The 22,249-nt window shown below is 62.2% G+C and carries 19 protein-coding genes; 12 read left to right on the top strand and 7 right to left on the bottom strand.

What is annotated here, in order from left to right:
• Positions 1–139 precede the first annotated feature (139 nt).
• The 4 genes from ACW9IN_RS23305 to ACW9IN_RS23290 all read left to right on the top strand — a co-directional run bounded on the left by ACW9IN_RS23305 (position 140) and on the right by ACW9IN_RS23290 (position 4,765).
• Positions 140–1,495 carry a M16 family metallopeptidase gene (locus tag ACW9IN_RS23305; protein ID WP_457368021.1) on the top strand — a complete coding sequence of 452 codons (1,356 nt, stop codon included), beginning with the start codon at positions 140–142 and terminating at the stop codon, positions 1,493–1,495.
• Positions 1,488–2,978 (top strand): M16 family metallopeptidase, encoded by a 1,491-nt coding sequence (locus ACW9IN_RS23300; protein WP_457368020.1) that lies wholly within the window; start codon positions 1,488–1,490, stop codon positions 2,976–2,978. The genes ACW9IN_RS23305 and ACW9IN_RS23300 overlap by 8 nt, the downstream gene beginning before the upstream one ends.
• The gene (gene rsmD, locus ACW9IN_RS23295) at positions 2,978–3,586 is read left to right on the top strand and encodes a 16S rRNA (guanine(966)-N(2))-methyltransferase RsmD (RefSeq protein ID WP_457368019.1); all 609 of its coding nucleotides are present in this window, start codon (positions 2,978–2,980) and stop codon (positions 3,584–3,586) included. Before ACW9IN_RS23300 ends, rsmD begins: the two co-directional genes overlap by 1 nt.
• A gap of 183 nt (positions 3,587–3,769) precedes the next feature.
• Positions 3,770–4,765 (top strand): hydrolase, encoded by a 996-nt coding sequence (locus ACW9IN_RS23290; protein WP_457368018.1) that lies wholly within the window; start codon positions 3,770–3,772, stop codon positions 4,763–4,765.
• Between the two features lie 64 nt (positions 4,766–4,829).
• Here the strand turns inward: ACW9IN_RS23290 and ACW9IN_RS23285 are convergent, their stop codons facing one another.
• Together ACW9IN_RS23285 and ACW9IN_RS23280 are read right to left on the bottom strand one after the other, a co-directional pair.
• Complete coding sequence (locus tag ACW9IN_RS23285) at positions 4,830–5,684, bottom strand: sulfurtransferase (protein WP_457368017.1); 855 nt, start codon at positions 5,682–5,684, stop codon at positions 4,830–4,832.
• A gap of 33 nt (positions 5,685–5,717) precedes the next feature.
• On the bottom strand, positions 5,718–6,389 hold the full coding sequence (locus ACW9IN_RS23280) for a TetR/AcrR family transcriptional regulator (protein ID WP_176996783.1): 672 nt from the start codon (positions 6,387–6,389) through the stop codon (positions 5,718–5,720).
• Between the two features lie 144 nt (positions 6,390–6,533).
• Between ACW9IN_RS23280 and ACW9IN_RS23275 the strand changes: the two genes are divergently transcribed.
• The 5 genes from ACW9IN_RS23275 (at position 6,534) to ACW9IN_RS23255 (ending at position 11,167) form a co-directional block, all read left to right on the top strand.
• Positions 6,534–7,961 carry a coniferyl aldehyde dehydrogenase gene (locus tag ACW9IN_RS23275; RefSeq protein WP_457368016.1) on the top strand — a complete coding sequence of 476 codons (1,428 nt, stop codon included), beginning with the start codon at positions 6,534–6,536 and terminating at the stop codon, positions 7,959–7,961.
• 28 nt (positions 7,962–7,989) lie between these two features.
• Positions 7,990–8,535, top strand: a complete 546-nt coding sequence (locus tag ACW9IN_RS23270) for a twin-arginine translocation pathway signal protein (protein WP_457368015.1) — start codon at positions 7,990–7,992, stop codon at positions 8,533–8,535.
• Positions 8,536–8,622: 87 nt separating this feature from the next.
• Positions 8,623–10,218: a GMC family oxidoreductase N-terminal domain-containing protein gene (locus tag ACW9IN_RS23265; protein ID WP_457368054.1), complete on the top strand. Its 1,596-nt coding sequence runs from the start codon at positions 8,623–8,625 to the stop codon at positions 10,216–10,218.
• A gap of 114 nt (positions 10,219–10,332) precedes the next feature.
• Positions 10,333–10,812 carry a pantetheine-phosphate adenylyltransferase gene (gene coaD, locus ACW9IN_RS23260; RefSeq protein WP_003176711.1) on the top strand — a complete coding sequence of 160 codons (480 nt, stop codon included), beginning with the start codon at positions 10,333–10,335 and terminating at the stop codon, positions 10,810–10,812.
• A gap of 103 nt (positions 10,813–10,915) precedes the next feature.
• Positions 10,916–11,167 carry a YfhL family 4Fe-4S dicluster ferredoxin gene (locus ACW9IN_RS23255; RefSeq protein ID WP_003195146.1) on the top strand — a complete coding sequence of 84 codons (252 nt, stop codon included), beginning with the start codon at positions 10,916–10,918 and terminating at the stop codon, positions 11,165–11,167.
• A gap of 144 nt (positions 11,168–11,311) precedes the next feature.
• Here the strand turns inward: ACW9IN_RS23255 and mutM are convergent, their stop codons facing one another.
• Positions 11,312–12,124 carry a bifunctional DNA-formamidopyrimidine glycosylase/DNA-(apurinic or apyrimidinic site) lyase gene (gene mutM, locus ACW9IN_RS23250; protein WP_457368014.1) on the bottom strand — a complete coding sequence of 271 codons (813 nt, stop codon included), beginning with the start codon at positions 12,122–12,124 and terminating at the stop codon, positions 11,312–11,314.
• A gap of 21 nt (positions 12,125–12,145) precedes the next feature.
• Positions 12,146–12,958: an HDOD domain-containing protein gene (locus tag ACW9IN_RS23245; RefSeq protein WP_457368053.1), complete on the bottom strand. Its 813-nt coding sequence runs from the start codon at positions 12,956–12,958 to the stop codon at positions 12,146–12,148.
• Positions 12,959–13,236: 278 nt separating this feature from the next.
• Here ACW9IN_RS23245 and ACW9IN_RS23240 point away from each other — a divergent pair, with 278 nt between their 5' ends.
• The 3 genes from ACW9IN_RS23240 to ilvD all read left to right on the top strand — a co-directional run bounded on the left by ACW9IN_RS23240 (position 13,237) and on the right by ilvD (position 17,845).
• Positions 13,237–14,433: a class I SAM-dependent rRNA methyltransferase gene (locus ACW9IN_RS23240; RefSeq protein ID WP_457368013.1), complete on the top strand. Its 1,197-nt coding sequence runs from the start codon at positions 13,237–13,239 to the stop codon at positions 14,431–14,433.
• A 146-nt stretch (positions 14,434–14,579) separates the two neighbouring features.
• Entirely contained in the window at positions 14,580–15,767 is a 1,188-nt protein-coding gene (locus ACW9IN_RS23235; protein WP_457368012.1) for an MFS transporter, read from the top strand.
• Between the two features lie 236 nt (positions 15,768–16,003).
• Complete coding sequence (gene ilvD / locus ACW9IN_RS23230) at positions 16,004–17,845, top strand: dihydroxy-acid dehydratase (protein WP_457368011.1); 1,842 nt, start codon at positions 16,004–16,006, stop codon at positions 17,843–17,845.
• A 168-nt stretch (positions 17,846–18,013) separates the two neighbouring features.
• Here ilvD and ACW9IN_RS23225 read toward each other — a convergent pair whose 3' ends face one another.
• The 3 genes from ACW9IN_RS23225 to ACW9IN_RS23215 all read right to left on the bottom strand — a co-directional run bounded on the left by ACW9IN_RS23225 (position 18,014) and on the right by ACW9IN_RS23215 (position 22,088).
• On the bottom strand, positions 18,014–20,461 hold the full coding sequence (locus ACW9IN_RS23225; RefSeq protein WP_457368010.1) for a TonB-dependent siderophore receptor: 2,448 nt from the start codon (positions 20,459–20,461) through the stop codon (positions 18,014–18,016).
• A 131-nt stretch (positions 20,462–20,592) separates the two neighbouring features.
• Complete coding sequence (locus ACW9IN_RS23220) at positions 20,593–21,558, bottom strand: FecR family protein (protein WP_457368009.1); 966 nt, start codon at positions 21,556–21,558, stop codon at positions 20,593–20,595.
• A complete protein-coding gene (locus tag ACW9IN_RS23215; protein WP_457368008.1) occupies positions 21,555–22,088 on the bottom strand; it encodes an RNA polymerase sigma factor in 534 nt (177 codons plus the stop codon). The genes ACW9IN_RS23220 and ACW9IN_RS23215 overlap by 4 nt, the downstream gene beginning before the upstream one ends.
• Positions 22,089–22,249: the final 161 nt, after the last annotated feature.

The raw sequence follows: 22,249 nt of genomic DNA, 5'->3' as shown, positions 1-22,249 counted from the left end.
TGCGCAACATTTTGTAAGGCCTAAATAGAGCCTTAACAGGGCAGCCGCAGTGGCTGTCACTCAGTCGGATCAGTATCCTAGCACCTCCTCGCCCGCCGACGCTAAGACCAAGCGGGCAGCCCAACAGGTTTAAAAACGAATGAATGCTCTAGCCCGCCGCGCCGCAGGCCTGCTGCTCAGCACAGTTTGTCTGCCCCTTTCAGCCCTGGCTGCCGATCCACAACCCACCCATGAATTCACCCTGGATAACGGACTCAAGGTGGTGGTGCGCGAAGACCATCGCGCGCCGGTGGTGGTTTCCCAGGTCTGGTACAAGGTCGGTTCGAGCTACGAAACCCCGGGCCAGACCGGTTTGTCCCACGCCCTGGAACATATGATGTTCAAAGGCAGCGCCAAGGTCGGCCCTGGCGAAGCCTCGCTGATCCTGCGTGACCTGGGCGCCGAAGAAAACGCCTTCACCAGCGACGACTACACCGCCTACTACCAAGTACTGGCCCGCGACCGCCTGGGCGTGGCCTTTGAACTGGAAGCCGACCGCATGGCCAGCCTGCGCCTGCCGGCCGACGAGTTCAGCCGCGAGATCGAGGTGATCAAGGAAGAGCGTCGCCTGCGCACCGACGACAACCCGATGTCCAAGGCCTATGAGCGCTTCAAGGCCATGGCCTACCCCGCCAGCGGCTACCACACGCCGACCATCGGCTGGATGGCTGACCTCGAGCGCATGAAAGTCGAGGAACTGCGCCACTGGTACCAGTCCTGGTACGTGCCGAACAATGCCACCCTGGTGGTGGTCGGCGATGTGACCCCGGACGAGGTGAAAACCCTCGCCCAGCGCTACTTCGGCGCGATTCCCAAGCGCGACGTGCCGCCGGCCAAGGTGCCGATGGAGCTGGCCGAGCCGGGCGAACGCCTGCTGACGATGCATGTACAGACCCAATTGCCGAGCGTGATCCTGGGCTTCAACGTGCCGGGCCTGGCCACCGCCGCCGACAAGCGTTCGGTCCAGGCCCTGCGCCTGATTTCGGCCTTGCTGGATGGCGGCTACAGCGCGCGCATCTCGGAACAACTGGAGCGTGGCGAAGAGTTGGTATCTGCCGCGTCCACCAGCTACGACGCCTACACCCGGGGTGACAGCCTGTTCACCCTCACGGCCACGCCGAACCAGCAAAAGAAAAAGACCGTCGCCCAAGCCGAAGCCGGCCTGTGGCGCTTGCTGGAAGACCTGAAGACCACACCGCCAACCCCTGAAGAGCTGGAGCGCATCCGCGCCCAGGTCATCGCAGGCCTGGTCTACCAGCGCGACTCGATCACCAGCCAGGCCACGGCCATCGGCTCGCTGGAAACCGTCGGTCTGTCCTGGAAGCTGATGGACACCGAACTGGCCGACCTGCAAAGCGTGACTCCGCAGGATATCCAGCAAGCCGCACGCACCTATTTCACCCGCGACCGCCTCAGCGTCGCCCATGTCCTGCCTGAGGAGACCGCTCATGAGTGATCGCAAAAGCAGCCGCCTGATCCTGCCCGGCCTGATTGCCGTCACCCTGGCCGCGGCGAGTGCCGTGTATTTGCTGCGCCCGAGTGACTCCGTCGCCAGCCAGGCGCTGGACAAGGCTCAATCGGCCGACAAACTGCAATCCCTGGCAGAGCTGGACGGCAAGGCGCCGACCAATCGCAAGCTCGATGTACAGACCTGGATCACCGCCGAAGGCGCCAGGGTGCTGTTCGTCGAAGCCCATGAGCTGCCGATGTTCGACATGCGCATCCTGTTCGCTGCCGGCAGCAGCCAGGACGGTGACGTCCCGGGCCTGGCGCTGTTGACCAACGCCATGCTGAACGAAGGCGTGCCGGGCAAGGACGTGAGCCAGATCGCCGCCGGTTTCGAAGGCCTGGGCGCCGACTTTGGCAATGGCGCCTACCGCGACATGGCGCTGGTGTCGCTACGCAGCCTGAGCGACAGCGACAAGCGCGAAGCGGCGCTGACGCTGTTCGATCAGGTGATCGGCCAGCCGACCTTCCCTGCCGACTCCCTGGCGCGCATCAAGAACCAGCTGCTGGCCGGCTTTGAATACCAGAAGCAGAACCCCGGCAAACTGGCGAGCCTCGAGCTGTTCAAGCGCCTGTATGGCGACCACCCTTACGCCCACCCGAGCGAGGGCACGCCGCAGAGCGTTCCGGCGATCACCCTGGCGCAGTTGCAGGCCTTCCACGCCAAGGCTTACGCGGCAGGCAACGCAGTGATTGCGGTGGTCGGCGACCTGACTCGCGTCGAAGCCGAAGCCATGACGGCCAAGGTTTCCGCATCGCTGCCCAAGGGCCCGGCCCTGGCCCGGATCGCCCAGCCGACCGAACCCCGGGCCGGCCTTGGCCATATCGAGTTTCCCTCCAAGCAGACGCACCTGTTGTTCGCCCAACTGGGCATCGACCGCGCCGACCCGGATTACGCAGCCCTCTCCATGGGCAACCAGATCCTCGGCGGCGGTGGTTTCGGTACACGCCTGATGAGCGAGGTGCGTGAAAAGCGTGGCCTGACCTACGGCGTCTACTCGGGCTTTTCACCGATGCAGGTGCGCGGCCCGTTCATGATCAACCTGCAGACCCGCGCCGAAATGAGCGGCGGCACCCTGCGCCTGGTGGAAGACGTGCTGGCCGAATACCTCAAGAACGGCCCGACGCAGAAGGAACTGGATGACGCCAAGCGCGAGCAGGCCGGCAGCTTCCCGCTGTCGACCGCCAGCAACGCCGATATCGTCGGACAGTTGGGCGCGATGGGTTTCTACAACTTGCCGCTGAACTATCTGGAAGATTTCATGAAACAATCCCAGGCCCTGACCGTGGAGCAGGTCAAGGCCGCGCTGAACAGACACCTGAGCGCCGACAAGATGGTCATCGTGACCGCCGGCCCGACGACTGCGCAAAAGCCACTGCCGCCCCCCACTGATAAACCCGCCGAGCAGCCGCTCGGGGTTCCGGAGCATTGATGGCCCGTTCATCCCACCCGAAAAAACCTGTCCACAACGTGCATAACGGGGTAGGCCAGCTGCGCATCATTGGCGGCGAATGGCGCAGCCGCAAGCTGAGCTTCCCCGACGTCGCGGGCCTGCGCCCGACGCCGGACCGCGTGCGTGAAACCCTGTTCAACTGGCTCGCGCCCTACATCGAGGGCGCCAAGGTCCTGGACCCGTTCGCCGGCAGCGGCGCGTTGTTTCTCGAAGCCTTGTCCCGTGGCGCTGCCCTGGGCCAGGCGCTGGATGCCAGCAATGTGGCGGTGTCCAGCCTCAAGGAACACTTGGGCACCCTGCGCTGCACCAACGGCCAGGTGCAGACCGCCGATGCCCTGCGCTACCTGGAAACCCAACCTGCCAGCGCGTTCGACGTCGTCTTCCTCGACCCGCCGTTCAACCAGAACCTGCTGCCGAACGTGTGCACACTGCTGGAAGAACGCCAATGGCTGGCACCGGACGCGTGGATCTACACTGAAAGCGAGACAGCGCCGTCCACCCTGGGCCTGCCGGCCACCTGGCGCCTGCACCGCGAGCAAAAATCAGGGCAGGTGCATTACGCACTGTGGCAACGCAGCACCGTATGACACCGTTGTGGTGAACCGGTCTTTGTAGTGAGCGGGCTTGTCCCGCGCTGGGCTGCGTAGCGGCCCCCTCAAGAACTTATCCCGTCAGAACGGGGTAGCAGGTTTTGGGGCCGCTTCGCGCCCCAGCGCGGGACAAGCCCGCTCACTACAAAAAGCTTGCTCGCTACAGAACCAGAGAATGTCATGACCCCTTCCGCCGACCTGTTCACCCCCGCCTTCGGCCTCGGCAACCCTCACTTGCAAACCTTGTGGGGCCCGCTGTGGCGCCCCACCACGCACCTCACCCGCCAACGCGAGCGCCTGTGGCTGGAAGACGGCGATTTCCTCGACCTCGACTGGCATGGCCCGCATGACGCGCAAGCGCCGTTGGTGCTGGTGCTGCACGGGCTGACCGGCTCGTCGAACTCGCCCTATGTCGCCGGCCTGCAAAAGGCCCTCGCCTTGCAAGGCTGGGCCAGCGCGGCGTTGAACTGGCGTGGCTGCTCGGGGGAACCGAACCTGCTGGCGCGCAGCTACCACTCCGGGGCCAGCGAAGACCTGGCGGAGGCGATTGCCCACCTGCACGCCAAACGCCCCTTGGCGCCGCTGTATGCGGTGGGTTATTCGCTGGGCGGCAATGTGCTGCTCAAGCATCTGGGGGAAACCGGCCAGGCGTCAGGTCTGCAGGGCGCGGTGGCGGTGTCGGTACCGTTTCGGCTGGACCAGTGTGCCGACCGCATTGGCCTGGGTTTTTCGCGGGTCTACCAGAAGCACTTCATGCGTGAAATGCTCGCGTACATCCGCATCAAGCAACGCCGCTTTCTACAGGATGGCCAGGCCGACGGGCTCAAGACCCTGGAAGCCCTGGGGCCGCTGGACAAGATGCGTACGTTCTGGGATTTCGACGGCCGGGTAACCGCGCCCCTGCATGGTTTCTTGAGCGCCGAGGACTACTACCGCCGCGCCTCGAGCCGCTATTACCTGGGGAGCATCCGCACGCCCACCCTGATCATCCAGGCCAACGACGATCCGTTCGTGTTCGCCCGCAGCCTGCCTGAGGCCAGCGAGCTATCGGCCTGCACTGAATTCGAGCTGCTGGCCAAGGGCGGGCACGTGGGGTTTGTCGACGGTTCGCTCAAGCGCCCGGGTTATTACCTGGAGCGGCGTATTCCCCAGTGGTTGCTGACACAACGCGGTTAAAACATGTGGGAGCAAGCCCACATTGCTTGTTCCCACATTTGATTGGGTTGACACCTCAAGCCGCTCAGTCGCCTGTAGCGATTTCACGCGTCGGATCAGTAATCCATTCGCTCCAGGACCCCGCATACAACTGGCCCAACGGATATCCCGCCAGGCTCAGGGCGAACAGGTTATGGCATGCCGTCACGCCTGAACCGCAGTACGCCACCAGGTCTTCCGGCGAACGGCCCTGCAGTTGGGCGGCAAAACGCTGTTTGAGCTGGTCAGCCGGCAGAAAGCGGCCATCACTGCCCAGGTTTTCGTTGAACGCCGCACATTGGGCGCCAGGGATATGCCCGGCAATCGGGTCAATGGGTTCCACTTCGCCGCGAAAACGCGGCTGGGCGCGCGCATCGATCAAGGTCAGGCCCGGCTGGCCCAGGCGCTTTTGCAGGTGTTCGGCGTCCAGCAGCAAGCGATTGTCCGGCGTACCGGCAAAGGTTCCGGGCTCGATCACCGGCGCATCCAGGCTCAACGGGAACCCGGCGGCGTGCCAGGCCTTGAGGCCACCATCAAGGATAAACACGCCATCACGCTTGCCCAACCAGACCAGCAACCACCAGGCGCGGGCAGCAAATGCACCGGGGCCGTCGTCATACAGCACGATATCGGTGTCGGCGTTGATGCCCCAGGCCCGCAGTTGTCGCACCAACGCATCCGCCGCCGGCAACGGGTGACGACCAGTCACGCCCTTGGTCACCGGGCCGCTGAGGTGACGCTCCAGGTCGGCATATTGCGCACCGTCGATATGCCCTTCGGCGTAGCTGCAACGCCCGTAGTCCGGGTCTTCCAGAGCAAAGCGGCAATCAAGGATCACCAGCCCGCCACGTGACTGGCGCTCGGCCAATTGCTGGGGGCTGATCAGTTGGGCAAGCGGCATGACGGACTCCTGTGAACAGATTCGGGAAAGGTCCTACTTCACTTCTTCCAGTGCCTGGTTCAACGGCACGTAAAACTCTTTGAACAAGGCATCCACCGCCTCCTTCGCCTGGGGCGTGACGAAACCGGCCTCCAGCACCAGCACCTGATACACACCACGCTTGATCGCCTCGGCGCTCAAATGGGTGGAGTTTTCATTGGTGGTACAGAGGAAACGCACCCAGGAAGTCAGGATGATCCAGGCATTGAGGGTCAGGGCCTCGGTTTGCACCGGGTCCATATTAAGAATGCCGGCATCGACAAACCCTTGGTAAATGGCCCCGCCCTGGGTCAGGCAGCGCTGGGAAAAGCGCCGATAGCCGGTGGCCAGTTCCGGATCGCTTTCCAGCAGGTGTTCGAGGTCGCGATGCAGGAAACGGTAGCGCCACATGCCCGCCAGCACGGCCTGCAAGTAGAAGCGCTTGTCTTCGACAGTCACCGCACGGCCCTGGGGCGGGCGCAGGAAACTGTCCACCAAGGCTTCGTATTCGCGAAACAGCACGGCGATGATCGCCTGCTTGTTGGGGAAGTGGTAGTACAGGTTGCCCGGAGAAATTTCCATATGGGCGGCGATATGGTTGGTGCTGACACTGCGCTCGCCCTGCTGGTTAAAAAGCTCCAGGCTGGTTTGCACAATACGCTCGCTGGTCTTTACTCGTGGTGCCATGGGATCAGCTTCTTTACACGTGATGGGCCATCTTACGGCCTATCCCCGTCAGGATAAATCCGCACGTAGGTGTAATGACATTTGACAATCTAGAGTAATGACTCTAAAAATCCACGCAGACCTATAACAATCGGGAACTGCGCCATGTCTGCCAACGTTGCCTACCTGCAAGATTCCCAGGCGCTGGATCAACTCCAGGACCTGTTCGACGCCCAGCGTCGCGCCTACGCCGCCAACCCGATGCCACCCGCGGCGCAGCGCCAGCAGTGGCTCAAGGCATTGCGCGATGTGCTCAGCGACGAACGTGAGGCGTTGATCAACGCCATCAGCCAGGACTTCAGCCATCGCAGCGCAGACGAAACCCTGTTCGCCGAACTGATGCCGAGCCTGCATGGCATCCACTACGCCAGCAAACACCTCAAGGGCTGGATGAAACCTTCCCGACGCGCCGTAGGCATCGCCTTCCAGCCCGCGTCAGCCAAAGTCATCTATCAACCCTTGGGTGTTGTCGGGGTGATCGTGCCCTGGAACTATCCGCTGTACCTGGCCATCGGCCCGCTGGTGGGCGCCCTGGCCGCCGGCAACCGGGTGATGCTCAAACTCAGCGAGTCCACCCCCGCCACCGGCGAGTTGCTCAAGGCGCTGCTGGCCAGGATTTTCCCCGAGGACCTGGTGTGTGTAGTGCTGGGCGAAGCCGAAGTGGGCATGGCGTTCTCCAGGTTGCGCTTCGATCACCTGTTGTTCACCGGCGCCACCAGCATCGGCAAGCACGTGATGCGTGCGGCCGCCGAACACCTCACGCCGGTCACGCTGGAGCTGGGCGGCAAGTCGCCGGCCATCGTGTCGGCGGATGTACCGCTCAAGGACGCTGCCGAGCGCATCGCCTTCGGCAAAGCATTGAACGCCGGGCAAACCTGCGTGGCACCGGACTATGTGCTGGTGCCGGAAGCCCGTGTCGATGACTTCGTCGAAGCGTACGCCCAGGCCATTCGCGGGTTTTATCCGACCCTGGCCGACAACCCGGACTACACCGCCATCATCAATGAGCGACAACTGGCCCGACTCACCGCCTACGCCAAGGACGCCACTGACAAGGGCGCGACCCTGATCCCGCTCCATGAACAAGGCCAGGCACGGCGCATGGTGCATAGCCTGGTGCTGAACGTCAGCGATGAAATGACCGTGATGCAGGACGAAATCTTCGGGCCTCTGCTGCCGATCGTGCCGTATCGCGACCTCGACCAGGCATTTGCCTACATCAACCAGCGCCCTCGCCCGCTGGCCCTGTATTACTTCGGCTACAACAAACGCGAACAGGATCGTGTGCTCCACGAAACCCACTCCGGTGGCGTGTGCCTGAATGACACCCTGCTGCACGTGGCCCAGGACGACATGCCGTTTGGTGGCATCGGCCCTTCGGGCATGGGCCATTACCACGGCCATGAAGGCTTCCTGACCTTCAGCAAGGCCAAGGGTGTGCTGGTGAAGCAACGCCTGAATGCGGCGAAATTGATCTACCCGCCTTATGGTAAATCGATCCAGAAATTGATCCAGAAACTGTTCGTGCGCTGAAACCACCACCCTCGGGATAACAATAACAATGAACCCAAGCCTGACCGAAACACCTGCGCTGTCGCGGCGCGGCGTCCTCAAAATCGGCCTGTGCGCCAGCGCGTTCCTGGCCACTGCCGGGTTGGGCGCGAGCCTGAGCGGTTGCTCCAGCAGCACCCCGGCCAGCGGTTTTGCCATGCTGCGCAGCAGTGACTTGCCGTTCTTGCGCGCGGTGATTCCGGTGCTGCTGGAAGGCGTGGCCAGCACCGAGCAAGTGGTCGCGGGGATCGAAGACACCCTGAAAAAGCTCGACTTCAGCCTGCAACGCTTGTCGCCCGAGATGTTCAAGCTCACCCAGCAACTGTTCGACGTATTGGGCATGGCCGTCACCCGTGGCCCGCTGACCGGCATCTGGGGCAGCTGGGAAAACGCCACTGCCGAACAGATCCGCCACTTCCTGAACCGTTGGGAAAACAGCTACCTGAACCTGCTGCGCATGGGCCAGGGCTCGCTGCTCAAGCTGGTCATCATGGCCTGGTATTTCCAGCCGGTGTCCTGGGCCCATTGCGGTTACCCCGGGCCGCCCAAAATCTAGCGTTGATAACCCAATCAGACATGTGGGAGCTGGCTTGCCTGCTCCCACAGTGACGGTAACTTCGTACAAAAATAAGAGTGCATGTCTATGCCCGTACCCGATCCTTTCCGCGACGGCCTGGCCCGTGGCTGGAAAACCCACAATGGCGCCGCCCTCGACAGCGACCTCACCCTGGAAGCCGACGTGGCGATCATCGGCAGCGGCGCCGGTGGCGGCACCACCGCCGAAATTCTCAGTGCCGCCGGCTACAAGGTGTTGCTGATCGAAGAAGGTCCGCTCAAGACCAGCAGCGACTTCAAGCTGCTCGAAGACGAGGCCTACACCAGCCTGTACCAGGAAGGCATCGGCCGCATGAGCAAGGATGGCGCGATTACTATCCTGCAGGGCCGCGCCGTGGGTGGCACCACCTTGATCAACTGGACCTCCAGCTTCCGCACCCCGGACGCCACCCTCGCCCACTGGGCCAGCGAATACGCGGTCAAGGGCCACAGCAGCGCCGAGATGGCGCCCTGGTTCGAAAAAATGGAACAGCGCCTGGGCATCGCGCCCTGGGCCCTGCCGCCCAACGCCAACAACGATGTGATCCGCAAAGGCTGCGAACAGCTGGGCTACAGCTGGCACGTGATCCCACGCAACGTGCGCGGATGCTTCAACCTGGGTTACTGCGGCATGGGGTGCCCGGTCAACGCCAAGCAATCGATGCTGGTGACTACCATCCCGTCCACCCTGGAAAAGGGTGGGGAATTGCTCTACCTGGCCCGCGCCGAACGTCTGAAATTCAGCGGCGACCAGATCACCAGCCTGGAATGCGTGGCCATGGACCCGCTATGCGTGGCTCCGACCGGACGCAAGATCACAGTGAAAGCCAGGCACTACGTGCTGTCGGGCGGCGGCATCAACAGCCCGGCATTGCTGATGCGCTCGGATGCGCCCGACCCGGGCAAGCGTCTGGGAAAACGCACCTTCCTGCACCTGGTGAACTTCTCCGCCGGGTTGTTCGGCGAGGTGATCAACCCGTTCTATGGCGCGCCGCAGTCGATCTACTCCGACCATTTCCAGTGGCAGGACGGTACCACCGGCAAAATGTCGTACAAGTTGGAGGCTCCGCCCTTACATCCTGCGCTGGCCAGCACTTTGCTTGGCGGTTATGGCCCCCGGAACGCCCTGGACATGAGCCAGTTGCCCAACACCCACGCGATGCTGGCGTTGCTGCGCGACGGGTTCCACCCCGACAGCCCGGGCGGCAGCGTGGAATTGCGCGCAGACGGCACGCCGGTGCTCGACTATCAAGTCTCGGACTACGCCTGGGACGGCCTGCGCCGCGCGTTTCACAGCATGGCCGAGATCCAGTTCGCGGCGGGCGCCAAGTCGGTCAAACCCCTGCACCACGATGCGCGCTACGTGAAAACCCTGGCCGAAGCCCGCACGCTGATCGAAGGCCTCAACCTGGAATTGCACCGCACCTGCCTGGGCAGTGCCCACGTGATGGGCGGGTGCGCCATGGGCGAAGACCCGAAAAATGCGGTGGCCGACAGCCTCGGTCGCCATCACCAACTGCGCAACCTGTCGATCCACGATGGCTCGTTATTCCCCACCAGCATTGGGGCCAACCCGCAATTGTCGGTGTATGGACTGACCGCGCAACTGGCGACCGCCTTGGCCGAACGTCTGAAAACAGCGTGAAAAAACTCGGTATTCAGGGTGTCTATACGGCTTTCTTCTGCATAAGTTGACTTGGCCGACCGGATTGGCTGCGATACCATCCGGTTCCCCAACGGACTCCGCCAGGACGACGCGATGAACCGAGTGTTGTACCCAGGTACCTTCGACCCGATTACCAAAGGCCATGGCGATCTGGTCGAACGCGCCTCTCGCCTGTTCGACCATGTGATCATCGCGGTCGCAGCCAGCCCCAAGAAAAACCCGCTGTTTCCCCTGGAACAGCGCGTGGAGCTGGCGCGTGAGGTCACCAAACACCTGCCCAACGTGGAAGTGGTGGGTTTTTCCACGTTGCTGGCGCATTTCGCCAAAGAGCAGAACGCCAATGTGTTCCTGCGCGGCCTGCGCGCGGTGTCGGACTTCGAATACGAATTCCAGCTGGCCAACATGAATCGCCAACTGGCACCGGACGTGGAAAGCCTGTTTCTCACGCCGTCTGAGCGCTATTCGTTCATTTCTTCGACGTTGGTGCGTGAAATTGCCGCTTTGGGCGGCGATATCACCAAGTTCGTGCACCCCGCCGTGGCCGACGCCCTGACCCTGCGCTTCAAGAAGTAAGACCGCTCAATCGGCGCCTGCTCGCACTGCGGGCGCCAATGCGGCACAATTGCGCGCATTAGTTTTTCAGATGCCTTGGCTGACGGCCCTGGCAGGAGTTTCCATGTCCCTGATCATCACCGACGATTGCATCAACTGCGACGTCTGCGAACCCGAGTGCCCGAACGCTGCCATTTCCCAAGGCGAAGAGATCTACGTGATCGACCCGAACCTGTGCACCCAGTGCGTCGGCCACTACGACGAACCTCAATGCCAGCAAGTGTGCCCGGTAGACTGCATTCCACTGGATGAAGCCCATCCGGAGACGGAAGAGCAGTTGATGGAGAAATACCGGAAGATTACCGGCAAGGCTTGAGGGCCTCATCGCAGCGATGCGGCGACCCGACAAGCCAGCCCCCACAGTTAACCCGAGTTCCAACATAAGAATGCGGTCGAATGTGGGAGCTGCGGTGCGACGCTTCGACTTGCTCGCGAAGACGGCATCAGCACTCACACAAGATCAGCGCTGGCACTTGGGGCAAAACACACTCGCCCGCTGCCCCAGCACCACATTGCGCAGATCGGTCCCGCACACCTTGCAAGCCTCGCCGCCACGGCCATAGACGAACAGTTCCTGCTGGAAATACCCCGGCTGCCCATCGCCACCGATAAAGTCGCGCAACGTGGTGCCGCCCCGCTCGATGGCGGCGGCCAGCACGCGCTTGATTTCGATCGCCAGCTTCAAATAACGCGCCCGGGAAATGCCGCCCGCCTCGCGGCGCGGGTCGATGCCCGCCGCAAACAGCGCTTCCGTCGCGTAGATATTGCCCACACCCACCACCACCGCGTTGTCCATGATGAACGGCTTGACCGCCATCGAACGCCCACGGGACAGTTGGAACAGCCGCTCACCGTCGAACAGGTCGGTCAACGGCTCCGGCCCCAGGCGGATCAGCAATTCGTGATTGTGCGGGTCCTGGCTCCACAACATGGCACCGAACCGCCGAGGGTCGGTGTAGCGCAGGGCCAGGCCCGACTCCAGCTCGATATCCACATGCTCGTGCTTGGCCGCCGGCATGCCGACCTCCACCAGACGCAGGTTGCCCGACATGCCCAGATGGCTGATCAAAGTGCCGACCTCGGCATTGATCAGCAGGTACTTGGCCCGCCGCTCCACCAGCACGATGCGTTGCCCGGACAGGCGCACATCGAGGTCTTCCGGGATCGGCCAGCGCAGGCGCCGCTCACGCACCACCACGCGGCTGACCCGCTGGCCTTCCAGGTGCGGTGCAATACCACGGCGAGTGGTTTCGACTTCTGGCAACTCTGGCATGTCTACCTCTTGAATAACGGGTCAGTGGGCGCCGAGTTCGCGGATCGACAGCTTCATGCTTTCGAAGTCGTAGTCCGACAGGCCCACGTAGTCCAGCACCAGATGGCCAATGGCATTCCATTCGTGGTCCACCGCCTGGTTGCCCAGCACGCGGTAGGAGGAACAGATGTGTTCGGCCATTTTCAGGATCGCCAGCAGGTTTTTCAGCTGGGAATTGCGCGACGACTCATCGCTGAAAATCGCCAGGGCGTTATGGTGGTTGGCAATGGCGTCGGTCACATGCTCCGGCAGGCGCCAGGATTTGGCCGTGTAATAGCCGACCACCGCATGGTTGGTGTTGAAGGCGTTGTTCTCGGTATCGACCACCCTGCAATCGGCGCCGGCATTGGCATACGCCTCTTCCAGCACGGTCATGTAATCGGGAAACCGCTTGAGCATCAGCGGCACGCCACAATCATGGAACAGGCCCAGGGCATAAGCCTCGTCCACCGCCTGGGCGCCAGTGCGCTTGGCCAGGGTGAGGCAGGTCATGGCCACGTCCTGGGCGGTGTCCCAGAAGCGGTTGAGGGTGACGATGGTGTCGTCGCTCATCTCGCCCTTGATCGACTGGGCGTTGATCAGGTTGATGATCGAGCGGCTGCCCAGCAGGTTCACGGCGCGCTGGATCGAGGCGATCTTGTTGCTCAGGCCGTAATACGGCGAGTTGACGATTTTCAGCAAGGCGCCGGACAGGCCCGGGTCCTGGGCGATCAGCCGCGCGATCACCTCCAGGTCCGGGTCGGGCATGTATTGCTCCATCTGCAAATCCACCATGATTTGCGGTTGGGGCGGCACACTGATGCCTTGCAGGGCCTGCTGGATCTGCTCGGCGGAAAGCTCTTGGGACATAAGCACATACTCTGGACTAGGCGGCGATTCTAACCCCTATCGGAAGCTGACCGACACCTCAAAACCCCGATTGAAACCCGGTCAAATGTGGGAGCTGGCTTGCCTGCGATGACAGCACCGCCGTACGTCTGATACACCGCGCCGTCTGCATCGCGGGCAAGCCCGCTCCCACATGAACCGCGCTGCAACAGGTATACTCCCGCTCTTTTTTCCGGAGCGACGTCATGTCCCTGCCAAGCCTGCGTCTCAAAGCCAACGCCGATCGTCGTTTGCGCAACGGCCACCTGTGGGTCTACAGCAACGAAATCGACGTGGCCGCCACCCCGCTCCACGGTTTTCAGGCAGGCGACCAGGCCGTTCTGGAAACCGCCGGCGGCAAGCCGCTGGGCATCGTGGCCATGAGCCCGAACAACCTGATCTGCGCGCGTCTGCTGTCGCGCGACATCAAGTTGCCGCTGGACAAGTCCCTGCTGGTGCACCGTTTGAACGTGGCCCTGTCGCTGCGCGAGCGCCTGTTCGACAAGCCGTTCTACCGCCTGGTCTACGGTGATTCCGACCTGCTGCCGGGTCTGGTAGTCGACCGTTTTGGCGACATCCTCGTGGTGCAGATTGCCTCGGCCACCATGGAAGCCCACAAGGACGACGTGATCGCCGCCCTGACCCAGGTACTCAAACCGAGCGGCATCCTGTTCAAGAACGACTCCGCCGCCCGTGACGCCGAAGGCCTTGGCCGTTACGTCGAAACCGTGTTCGGCCTGGTGCCGGAGTGGGTCGCGCTGGAAGAGAACGGCGTGAAGTTCGAAGCCCCGGTGATCGACGGCCAGAAAACCGGCTGGTTCTACGACCACCGCATGAACCGCGCCCGCCTGGCACCGTATGCCAAAGGCAAGCGCGTGCTGGACCTGTACAGCTACATCGGCGGCTGGGGCGTGCAAGCCGCCGCCTTCGGTGCCAGTGAAGTGTTCTGCGTCGACGCTTCCGCGTTCGCCCTCGATGGCGTGGAGCGTAATGCCGCGCTGAACGGCTTCGCCGAGAAAATGACCTGCATCGAAGGCGACGTGTTCGAAGCCCTCAAGGAACTCAAGGCCGCCGAAGAGCGCTTCGACGTCATCGTCGCCGACCCGCCCGCCTTCATCAAACGCAAGAAAGACATGAAAAACGGCGAAGGCGCCTACCGCCGCCTGAACGAGCAAGCCATGCGCCTGCTCAGCAAGGACGGCATCCTGGTCAGCGCTTCGTGCTCCATGCACCTGCCGGAAGATGATCTGCAAAACATCCTGCTGACCAGCGCCCGCCACCTGGACCGCAATATCCAGATGCTCGAACGCGGCGGCCAGGGCCCGGACCATCCGGTGCACCCGGCGATTGTCGAGACGCGGTATATCAAGAGCATTACGTGCCGGTTGTTGCCGAATAGCTAAACCCTGGCGCGGATAAACCTGTGGGAGCTGGCTTGCCAGCTCCCACAGGGTTTTGCGTCATGCCTATTTCCAAAACTCCTGAGCATTGACTTTCCCCCTCCTCACATCAATTCTGCGTCCTCGCTCAAGGACTGAGTTTTGCCCCGATGACCACCCTCGCCACCCCCGCCCGCAAGACAGCGGCCATCTTCTTGCTGATGACCATGACGGTACTCGGCGTATTCCCGCTGGACGTGATACTCCCCTCGTTTCCCGCCCTGGCCGCACATTTCGATACGGCGGTATCGGACATCGCCCTGTCCATCAGCCTGTTTTCCATCGGATTGTCCTGCTCCCTGCTGCTGATCGGGCCGCTGTCCGACAATCTGGGAAGGAAAAGGCTACTGATAGTCGGTGTGGCGGTGGCCGCGCTCGGCGCTGCCGGATGTGCGCTTGCCGAGGATTACGCCTGGTTTCTGTTTTTCCGGGTAGTGCAGGCGATAGGCTGCGGCAGTTTCGTGCTGTCCCAGGCACTGGTGCAGGACCTCTTCGTAGGCAAGGAACAGGAACGGCTGCGCATCGCGATCGTGACAGCCGGTGGCGTCTGCATTTCGGTGTCGCCACTGTTTGGCAGTTGGCTGCAAACCTGGTTGGACTGGCGCGGCAGTTTTCAGGTGTTTATTGCCATCGCCCTGGTACTGGTGCTCAAGGCATGGTTACTGCTCGACGGCACGACGCCCGCCCCGGCGGTACGTACGGGAATTTTTCGGGCCTACGCACGGGTGTTCTCTGACCGGCGCTTTGTCAGCTACTGGCTGATCTCGGCATTGGCCTTTGCCTGCCATTTCTCGTTCATCGTGGTGTCGCCGATCATTCTGATGGAGCAATTGGCCCTGACGCCGTACCAGTTTTCCCTGGTAATGCTGCTGTACGGCGCAGCCTATGTGCTGGGTGGCATGACCGCAGGCTGGATGAATCGATGGATGGACGGCGATACGCAAATCGTGGCCGGGCTGGGTCTGATCGCATTGGCCGCCGTGTTGATGCTGCTGCTCCATGGTCTCTCGGGGCTGAGCGTGGTGTCGGTGATCGTACCGATGATTCTGTGCACCGCCGGTACCACCATCACCCGGCCCATATCCTCATCGCGCGCCATGGGACTGTTTCCAGGCAATGCCGGTACCAGCGCGGCGGCCGGTAACGTGATCATTTTTGTCTCGGGGGGACTGATCAGCGGGCTGGTCAGCCAGTCAGGCGCGCAGGTGGCTACGGTGCTGCCGCTTGGCTTCCTGATGATGAGTGCCACCGGCATCGCACTGAATGCCTGGACACGCCGCCCGCCACACGTCCTGTAAGCGCTATCTTCACGGTTGCGGCCATTCCCTCCCGGCGCCAGCGGTGTAGAATCGACGCTATTCATCGCCAGTCATCCCCCGGCGGGTTTATGAGCTCGAGGCCCAAGCAAGCGGCGATCCCGCGACGCGAGTGGCAACTTCCGGACACACGGCCATTTCTGAGTGTTCCAGACGTCAATAGAAGCTCACTCCCCTTTGCACCTGATTAGTAAGTGATTAGCCGCCCGGAGTGCTCCATGCCAGATTACCGCTCGAAAACATCCACCCACGGCCGCAACATGGCCGGCGCGCGCGCACTGTGGCGCGCCACGGGGATGAAGGATGACGACTTCAAGAAGCCGATCATCGCGATTGCCAACTCGTTCACCCAGTTCGTACCCGGCCACGTCCACCTCAAGGACCTGGGCCAGCTGGTCGCCCGCGAGATCGAACGCGCCGGCGGCGTAGCGAAAGAATTCAACACCATCGCCGTGGATGACGGCATCGCCATGGGCCATGACGGCATGCTGTATTCCCTGCCGAGCCGCGAAATCATCGCCGACTCCGTGGAGTACATGGTCAACGCCCACTGCGCCGACGCCATCGTGTGCATCTCCAACTGCGACAAGATCACCCCCGGCATGCTGATGGCCGCCCTGCGCCTGAACATCCCGGTGATCTTCGTGTCCGGCGGCCCGATGGAAGCCGGCAAGACCAAACTCGCCTCCCACGGCCTCGACCTGGTCGACGCCATGGTCATCGCCGCCGATTCCAGCGCTTCTGACGAGAAGGTTGCGGAATACGAGCGCAGCGCCTGCCCAACCTGCGGTTCGTGCTCCGGCATGTTCACCGCCAACTCGATGAACTGCCTGACCGAAGCCCTGGGCCTCGCCCTGCCGGGCAACGGTTCCACACTGGCTACCCACAGCGACCGCGAGCAATTGTTCCTGCAGGCTGGCCGCACCATCGTCGAACTGTGCAAACGCTACTACGGCGAGAACGATGAGTCGGTGTTGCCGCGCAACATCGCCAACTTCAAGGCGTTCGAAAACGCCATGACCCTGGACATCGCCATGGGCGGTTCCACCAACACCATCCTGCATTTGCTGGCCGCCGCCCAGGAAGCCGAGATCGATTTCGACCTGCGCGATATCGACCGCCTGTCCCGTCACGTGCCGCAACTGTGCAAGGTCGCGCCGAACATCCAGAAGTACCACATGGAAGACGTGCACCGCGCCGGCGGGATCTTCTCGATCCTCGGCTCCCTGGCCCGTGGCGGTCTGCTGCACACCGACCTGCCGACCGTGCACAGCAAGACCATTGCCGAAGGCATCGCCAAGTGGGACATCACCCAGACCGACGACGAAGCCGTGCACACCTTCTTCAAGGCCGGCCCGGCGGGCATCCCGACGCAAACCGCGTTCAGCCAGTCGACCCGTTGGGACACCCTGGACGACGACCGTGAAAACGGCTGCATCCGCAGTGTCGAGCACGCCTACTCGAAGGAAGGCGGCCTGGCCGTGCTGTACGGCAACATCGCCCTCGACGGCTGCGTGGTGAAAACCGCCGGCGTGGATGAGTCCATCCATGTGTTCGAAGGCAACGCCAAGATCTTCGAAAGCCAGGACAGCGCCGTACGCGGCATCCTCGCCGACGAAGTGAAGGCCGGCGACATCGTGATCATCCGCTACGAAGGCCCGAAAGGCGGCCCGGGCATGCAGGAGATGCTGTACCCGACCTCCTACCTGAAATCCAAGGGCCTGGGCAAAGCCTGTGCCCTTTTGACCGATGGCCGTTTCTCGGGCGGTACTTCGGGCCTGTCCATCGGCCATGCTTCACCGGAAGCGGCTGCCGGTGGCGCGATCGGCCTGGTGCAGGATGGCGACAAGGTATTGATCGACATTCCGAACCGCGCGATCAACCTGTTGGTCAGCGACGAAGAACTCGCCGCACGCCGTGCCGAGCAGGACAAGAAAGGCTGGAAACCGGTGGAGAAGCGCCCGCGCAAAGTCACCACCGCGCTGAAGGCCTACGCCCTGCTGGCCACCAGCGCCGACAAGGGTGCCGTGCGTAACAAGGCGATGCTCGACGGTCTGTAAGCTTCACCCATGAAAATGCCCCGCCAGGTGCGGGGCATTTTTTTGCCTGAAAAAACGCTCCAAAACACTGAAGCTCAAATGTGGGAGCTGGCTTGCCTGCGATAGCGGTGGTGAATTCACGACAGCAATCGCGGGCAAGCCCGCTCCCACAGGGGATTGGGTAAGATTTTAGAACTGCGGGGTGTAGGTCATCGTGAACATCACGTTACGCGGATCACCATAGTAGTTACTGCCCCAGTTCGCGTTGTACGCCGGGATGTAGTACTTCTTGTCGAACAGGTTGTTCAGGTTCGCCGCAACGGTGAATTCCTGGTTGATCTTGTAAGCCACCCGCGAATCCCACAGGGCATTGCCCGGCACATCGAACGTACGGTCATACGCCACGGTACTGCTTTGCGCTGTCACCCCTGCCCCGACACTGAATTTGCGCCAATCCCCCGGCAGTTGGTAGTCACCCCAGACCTTGAGCAAATGCTTGGGCGTCCAGGTGCTGAAGACTTTGCCTTCGTAGGTGTCGTCCTTGAGGAATTTGGTGGTGTTGTAGGTGTAGCTGGAAACCAGCTGCAACCCCGGCAACACTTCACCGCCCAAGGTGGCTTCGAAGCCCTGGCTACGCACCTTGCCCGAGGCCACCGAGCAGTACCAGCCATTGCAGTTCATCGGCCCTTGCAGATCCTGGACAGCACGGTTTTCCTGATCGTAGCGGAAGATGGCGAACGAGGTGTTGAGCCGACCATCGGCCAATTCCCCCTTGATACCCAGCTCGTAGTTCTTGCCCTCGATAGGCTTGAGCAGCGAACCGGAGGTGGTCAGGTTGGTTTGCGGTTCGAACGCGTCAGCGTAGCTGGCGTAGGCCGACCACTCATCGTTCAGGGCGTATACCAGGCCCGCATACGGCGTGACTTTGCCGGAGGTTTGCGTGGTGCTTTCTTCCGGCGCGTTGTACACACCCTGGCGACCGCTCTGGCCAATGTAGGAGTACTCATACCAACTGCTGCGCGCCCCGAGGATCAGGGTCAGCGGGTCCAGCACCTTGACGCGCCAGGTGCCGTAGAGGCCTTTCTGGCGAATGTCGTACCAGCTCTTCGACGCGTTTCCCGCCTGGAACAACTGGTATTTATCGCGCTGCGGGCGATTGTGGTCGATGTTGAAAATATCCGCCCCCGCCGTTGCCGCCCGCGCCCACTGATCGTCGGTGGTCAGTTTGGAATAGTTCGCGCCCAGGACCACTTCCTGCTGGAAGCCCAGCCCGTCGAACTTGCCGTTGACGTACACATCCGCACCGCGACTTTTGGTATTGAAGTCGGTTACCCAGTCGATGTAGCGCACGTCCCCCGTGTCGCCGGGGTTGGGGACGGTGTCCCACGTTGCCTGGTAAGTCGCGTCGTTGTGCTCATCCATGGCGACCAGCGCGGCCTTCACTTTCCAATCGTCATTGAAGCGATGCTCCAGGTCAGCGAACACCTGGGTCTGGTTATTGACGGCGCGGTTCCAGCTGGCGCCGACAAAGGTCGAGCGCGACAGGCCAATGTCGCTGCCGTCGGCATAACGGGGCAACGACATGAAGTTGGGGCGCGAATGGCCCTTCTGGTTGCTGATGCCTACGCCGACCGTCGTGTCCGGGGTGAAGTCATAGTCGACGGCGCCATAGACCGTCTGGTTCCAGCCGCCCGCGTAGTCGACGAACGATTGGGTGGTGTCGTAATCCGCCACGAACCGGCCACGCAAGGTGCCTTCGGCATTGAGCGGGCCACCGGCGTCCACTTGGGTGCCGTAATGGTCCCAGGAGCCGGCCTTGGCTGTGACGGTCACGGTGGGCGCTTGCTGGCCGCGCTTGCGCACCAGGTTCATGGTGCCGCCGGGGCTGTTGGCGCCTTGCAGCAAGGCGGCCGGGCCACGCAGCGTCTCGACACGGTCGTAGATCGCCATGTTCTCGGTGAGATAGCTGCCCAGTGTGTAGGTATTACGCGGGATGCCCACGCCGTCGTATTGCAGCGTGCCGACCTCGAAGCCACGGGAGAAGATGAACAGGCCGGGACCGGGGGATTTGGTCGCCGTCAGGCCCGGCGTGCGCTTGACCACTTCGGACAGTTTGGTGGTGTTCTGGTCATCCATCTGCTTGCGCGTCATGACGCTGACCGACTGCGGAATATCCTTGAGTTTCTGCTCACCCTTGCCCAGGGTCACGGCCCCCGTGGTATAGGAGCCGGTGCCTTCGGTCGTGGTACCCAGGCGTTCGGCGCTGATGGTGGTGGCGCCCACTTCAAGGGCACCGCCCGTGTCCACGCGTTTCTCCAGAGTAACCGTGTCCGCGTTGATGAACGCCGCGCTCAGTTCGGTGCCCGCCAGCAGTTTGCCCAAGGCTTCGCGCTGTCCGAGATTGCCATGCACTCCGGGCGAAACCACACCTTGGGTCAATTCACCCGACACCAGCACCTGAACCCGCGTCACCGACGAAAATGCCGCCAGCGCACCATCCAGGCTCTGCCCTGGAATATCGAAACGATAGGTTTGAGCCTGAGTGGTCTCGGCGGCCTGCAAGTACAGCGGCGCAGTACCGCAGGCCATGGAAATGGCCAGTGCCAGCAAAGGCCGTGCGGCGTATCGGTGTGCCATGGATGGTGCTCCCCAGTGCAAAAAGTCAGTGATCGGCGCCGCACTACTTGAGAGTGCTTACTATTTGCGCCTCAGTGATCAAGGACGATGGCGTTCCGGGAAACCCTGAAAATATTTTGAGAAAGTTGCCGTCAGGACGCTTTGCCTTCACGAAACACCAGCAAATACGGGGTGTAGTGTTCGGCATGCAGATTGAGGGTGTACTCCAACGCCTTGATCACGGCGTCGGGCTTGTCGATTTCAAACACGCCAGACACCACGCGATTGCGCAGCGCTTCGCCCAGCACCAGGGTTTTGCCAGGCCAGTAGCGGTTCAGCTCGCTGACCACTTCCGACAGCGGTTGTTGGCGGAACACCAGTTGGCGTTGGCGCCAGGCGAAGCCGCTGGCCGGGTCGAACCCGTGGATGGCGGCGAGACGCTGGCCCTGATACTCAACCGCCCGCCCCGGTTCCAGGTAAACCGGCTCACCGTTGCCCGCACTGACCTGTACCTTGCCCTGCGCCACTTGAACCCGCGTCTGCGCATCCCGCCGCGCCACGCTGAACTGGGTGCCCACCACCTTCACCCAGCCCTCACCGGACTGCACCACGAAAGGCCGCGCGGGATCTTTGGTCACACTGAAAAAACCTTCACCGCGCAGCAGGCGAATCTGGCGTTCACCGCCGTTCATACGCACTTGCACCGCGCTGTCGGTGTTGAGCTGCAACCGGGAGCCGTCAGCCAGGTCGACCGTGCGCGACTCACCGGTCGTGGTGGCGTAATCCGCGCGCAGGCGGTCCAGCCAGGGGGTGTTCTGCACAGTCAGCCCCACCGTCAGCAACACGGCGGCGGCACGCAACACGGCGGCGGCACAGGCCCAGCGTCGTAGCGGCTTGCGCCAGGCGGCCTGTTCGGTGCGACGGATCACCCGCGCCGGTTCACGCAGACCACCCAGCATCGCCCGCACTTCCTGCCAGGCATCATCCTGAGCCTGACCCTGCCCGAGCCAAGCCGCAAAGGCCTCCATTTCGGCCGGCGTGACATCCTCGGCCTGGAGGCGGAAATACCAACCGCAGGCTTGTTCGAACAGCGCGTCGGCAGTGTGTGCAGCGGTCATGACCGACGTCCTTGTGTGTCGCTGGCGAGTCGCGTCTTGATGTAGGCGCGGCATTCAATCAGGGCACGACGCAGTTGGTATTCCACACTGCGCGGAGTGATCGACAGGCGCTCGCCAATCTCGCGATAGGAAAGTTCGTCGACATGATAAAGCAGGAAGATCTGCCGAGTCGCTTCGGGCAACGCCAGGATTGCGTCCTGCATCAGTTGCTCCTGCTGATAGACGGCCAGTTGCTCATCGATGCCTGGGGTGGTGCAAGGCAATTCTTCACTGGGTTCGCCGGCGTCCAGACGCTCGCGGCGAATCGCCTGACGCTGGTGATCACGCACCAGGTTGCTGGCAATGGTGAAGAGGAAGGCCGGGAGGTTGTCGATCTTCTCGCCAGAGTCGAGACGCGCCAGGCGCAGGAACGATTCCTGGGTCAGGTCCGCAGCCACCTGTGCGCTGCCGGTGCGGCGCGTGACGAACGCTTCGAGGGCTTTCTTCTGCTCCGCGAACAGACGCGCGATCTGCGAATTCCAGGAGGGCACAGCACTACCTTGAGAAGAACGGAGGGTTCAGGAAGTGCGCAAGCTAGCAGAGGATGAGATTGGTTCGCAATTGATATCTATTTTTTACTGTGGGTTTTGGAGTGTTCTTTAGGGAGCCATCGCAGGCAAGCCAGCTCCCACATTTTGACCGTGTGAACCCG

Source organism: Pseudomonas sp. SDO5271_S396 (assembly GCF_054071795.1).
This window is presented reverse-complemented; position numbering and strand designations above follow the sequence as displayed.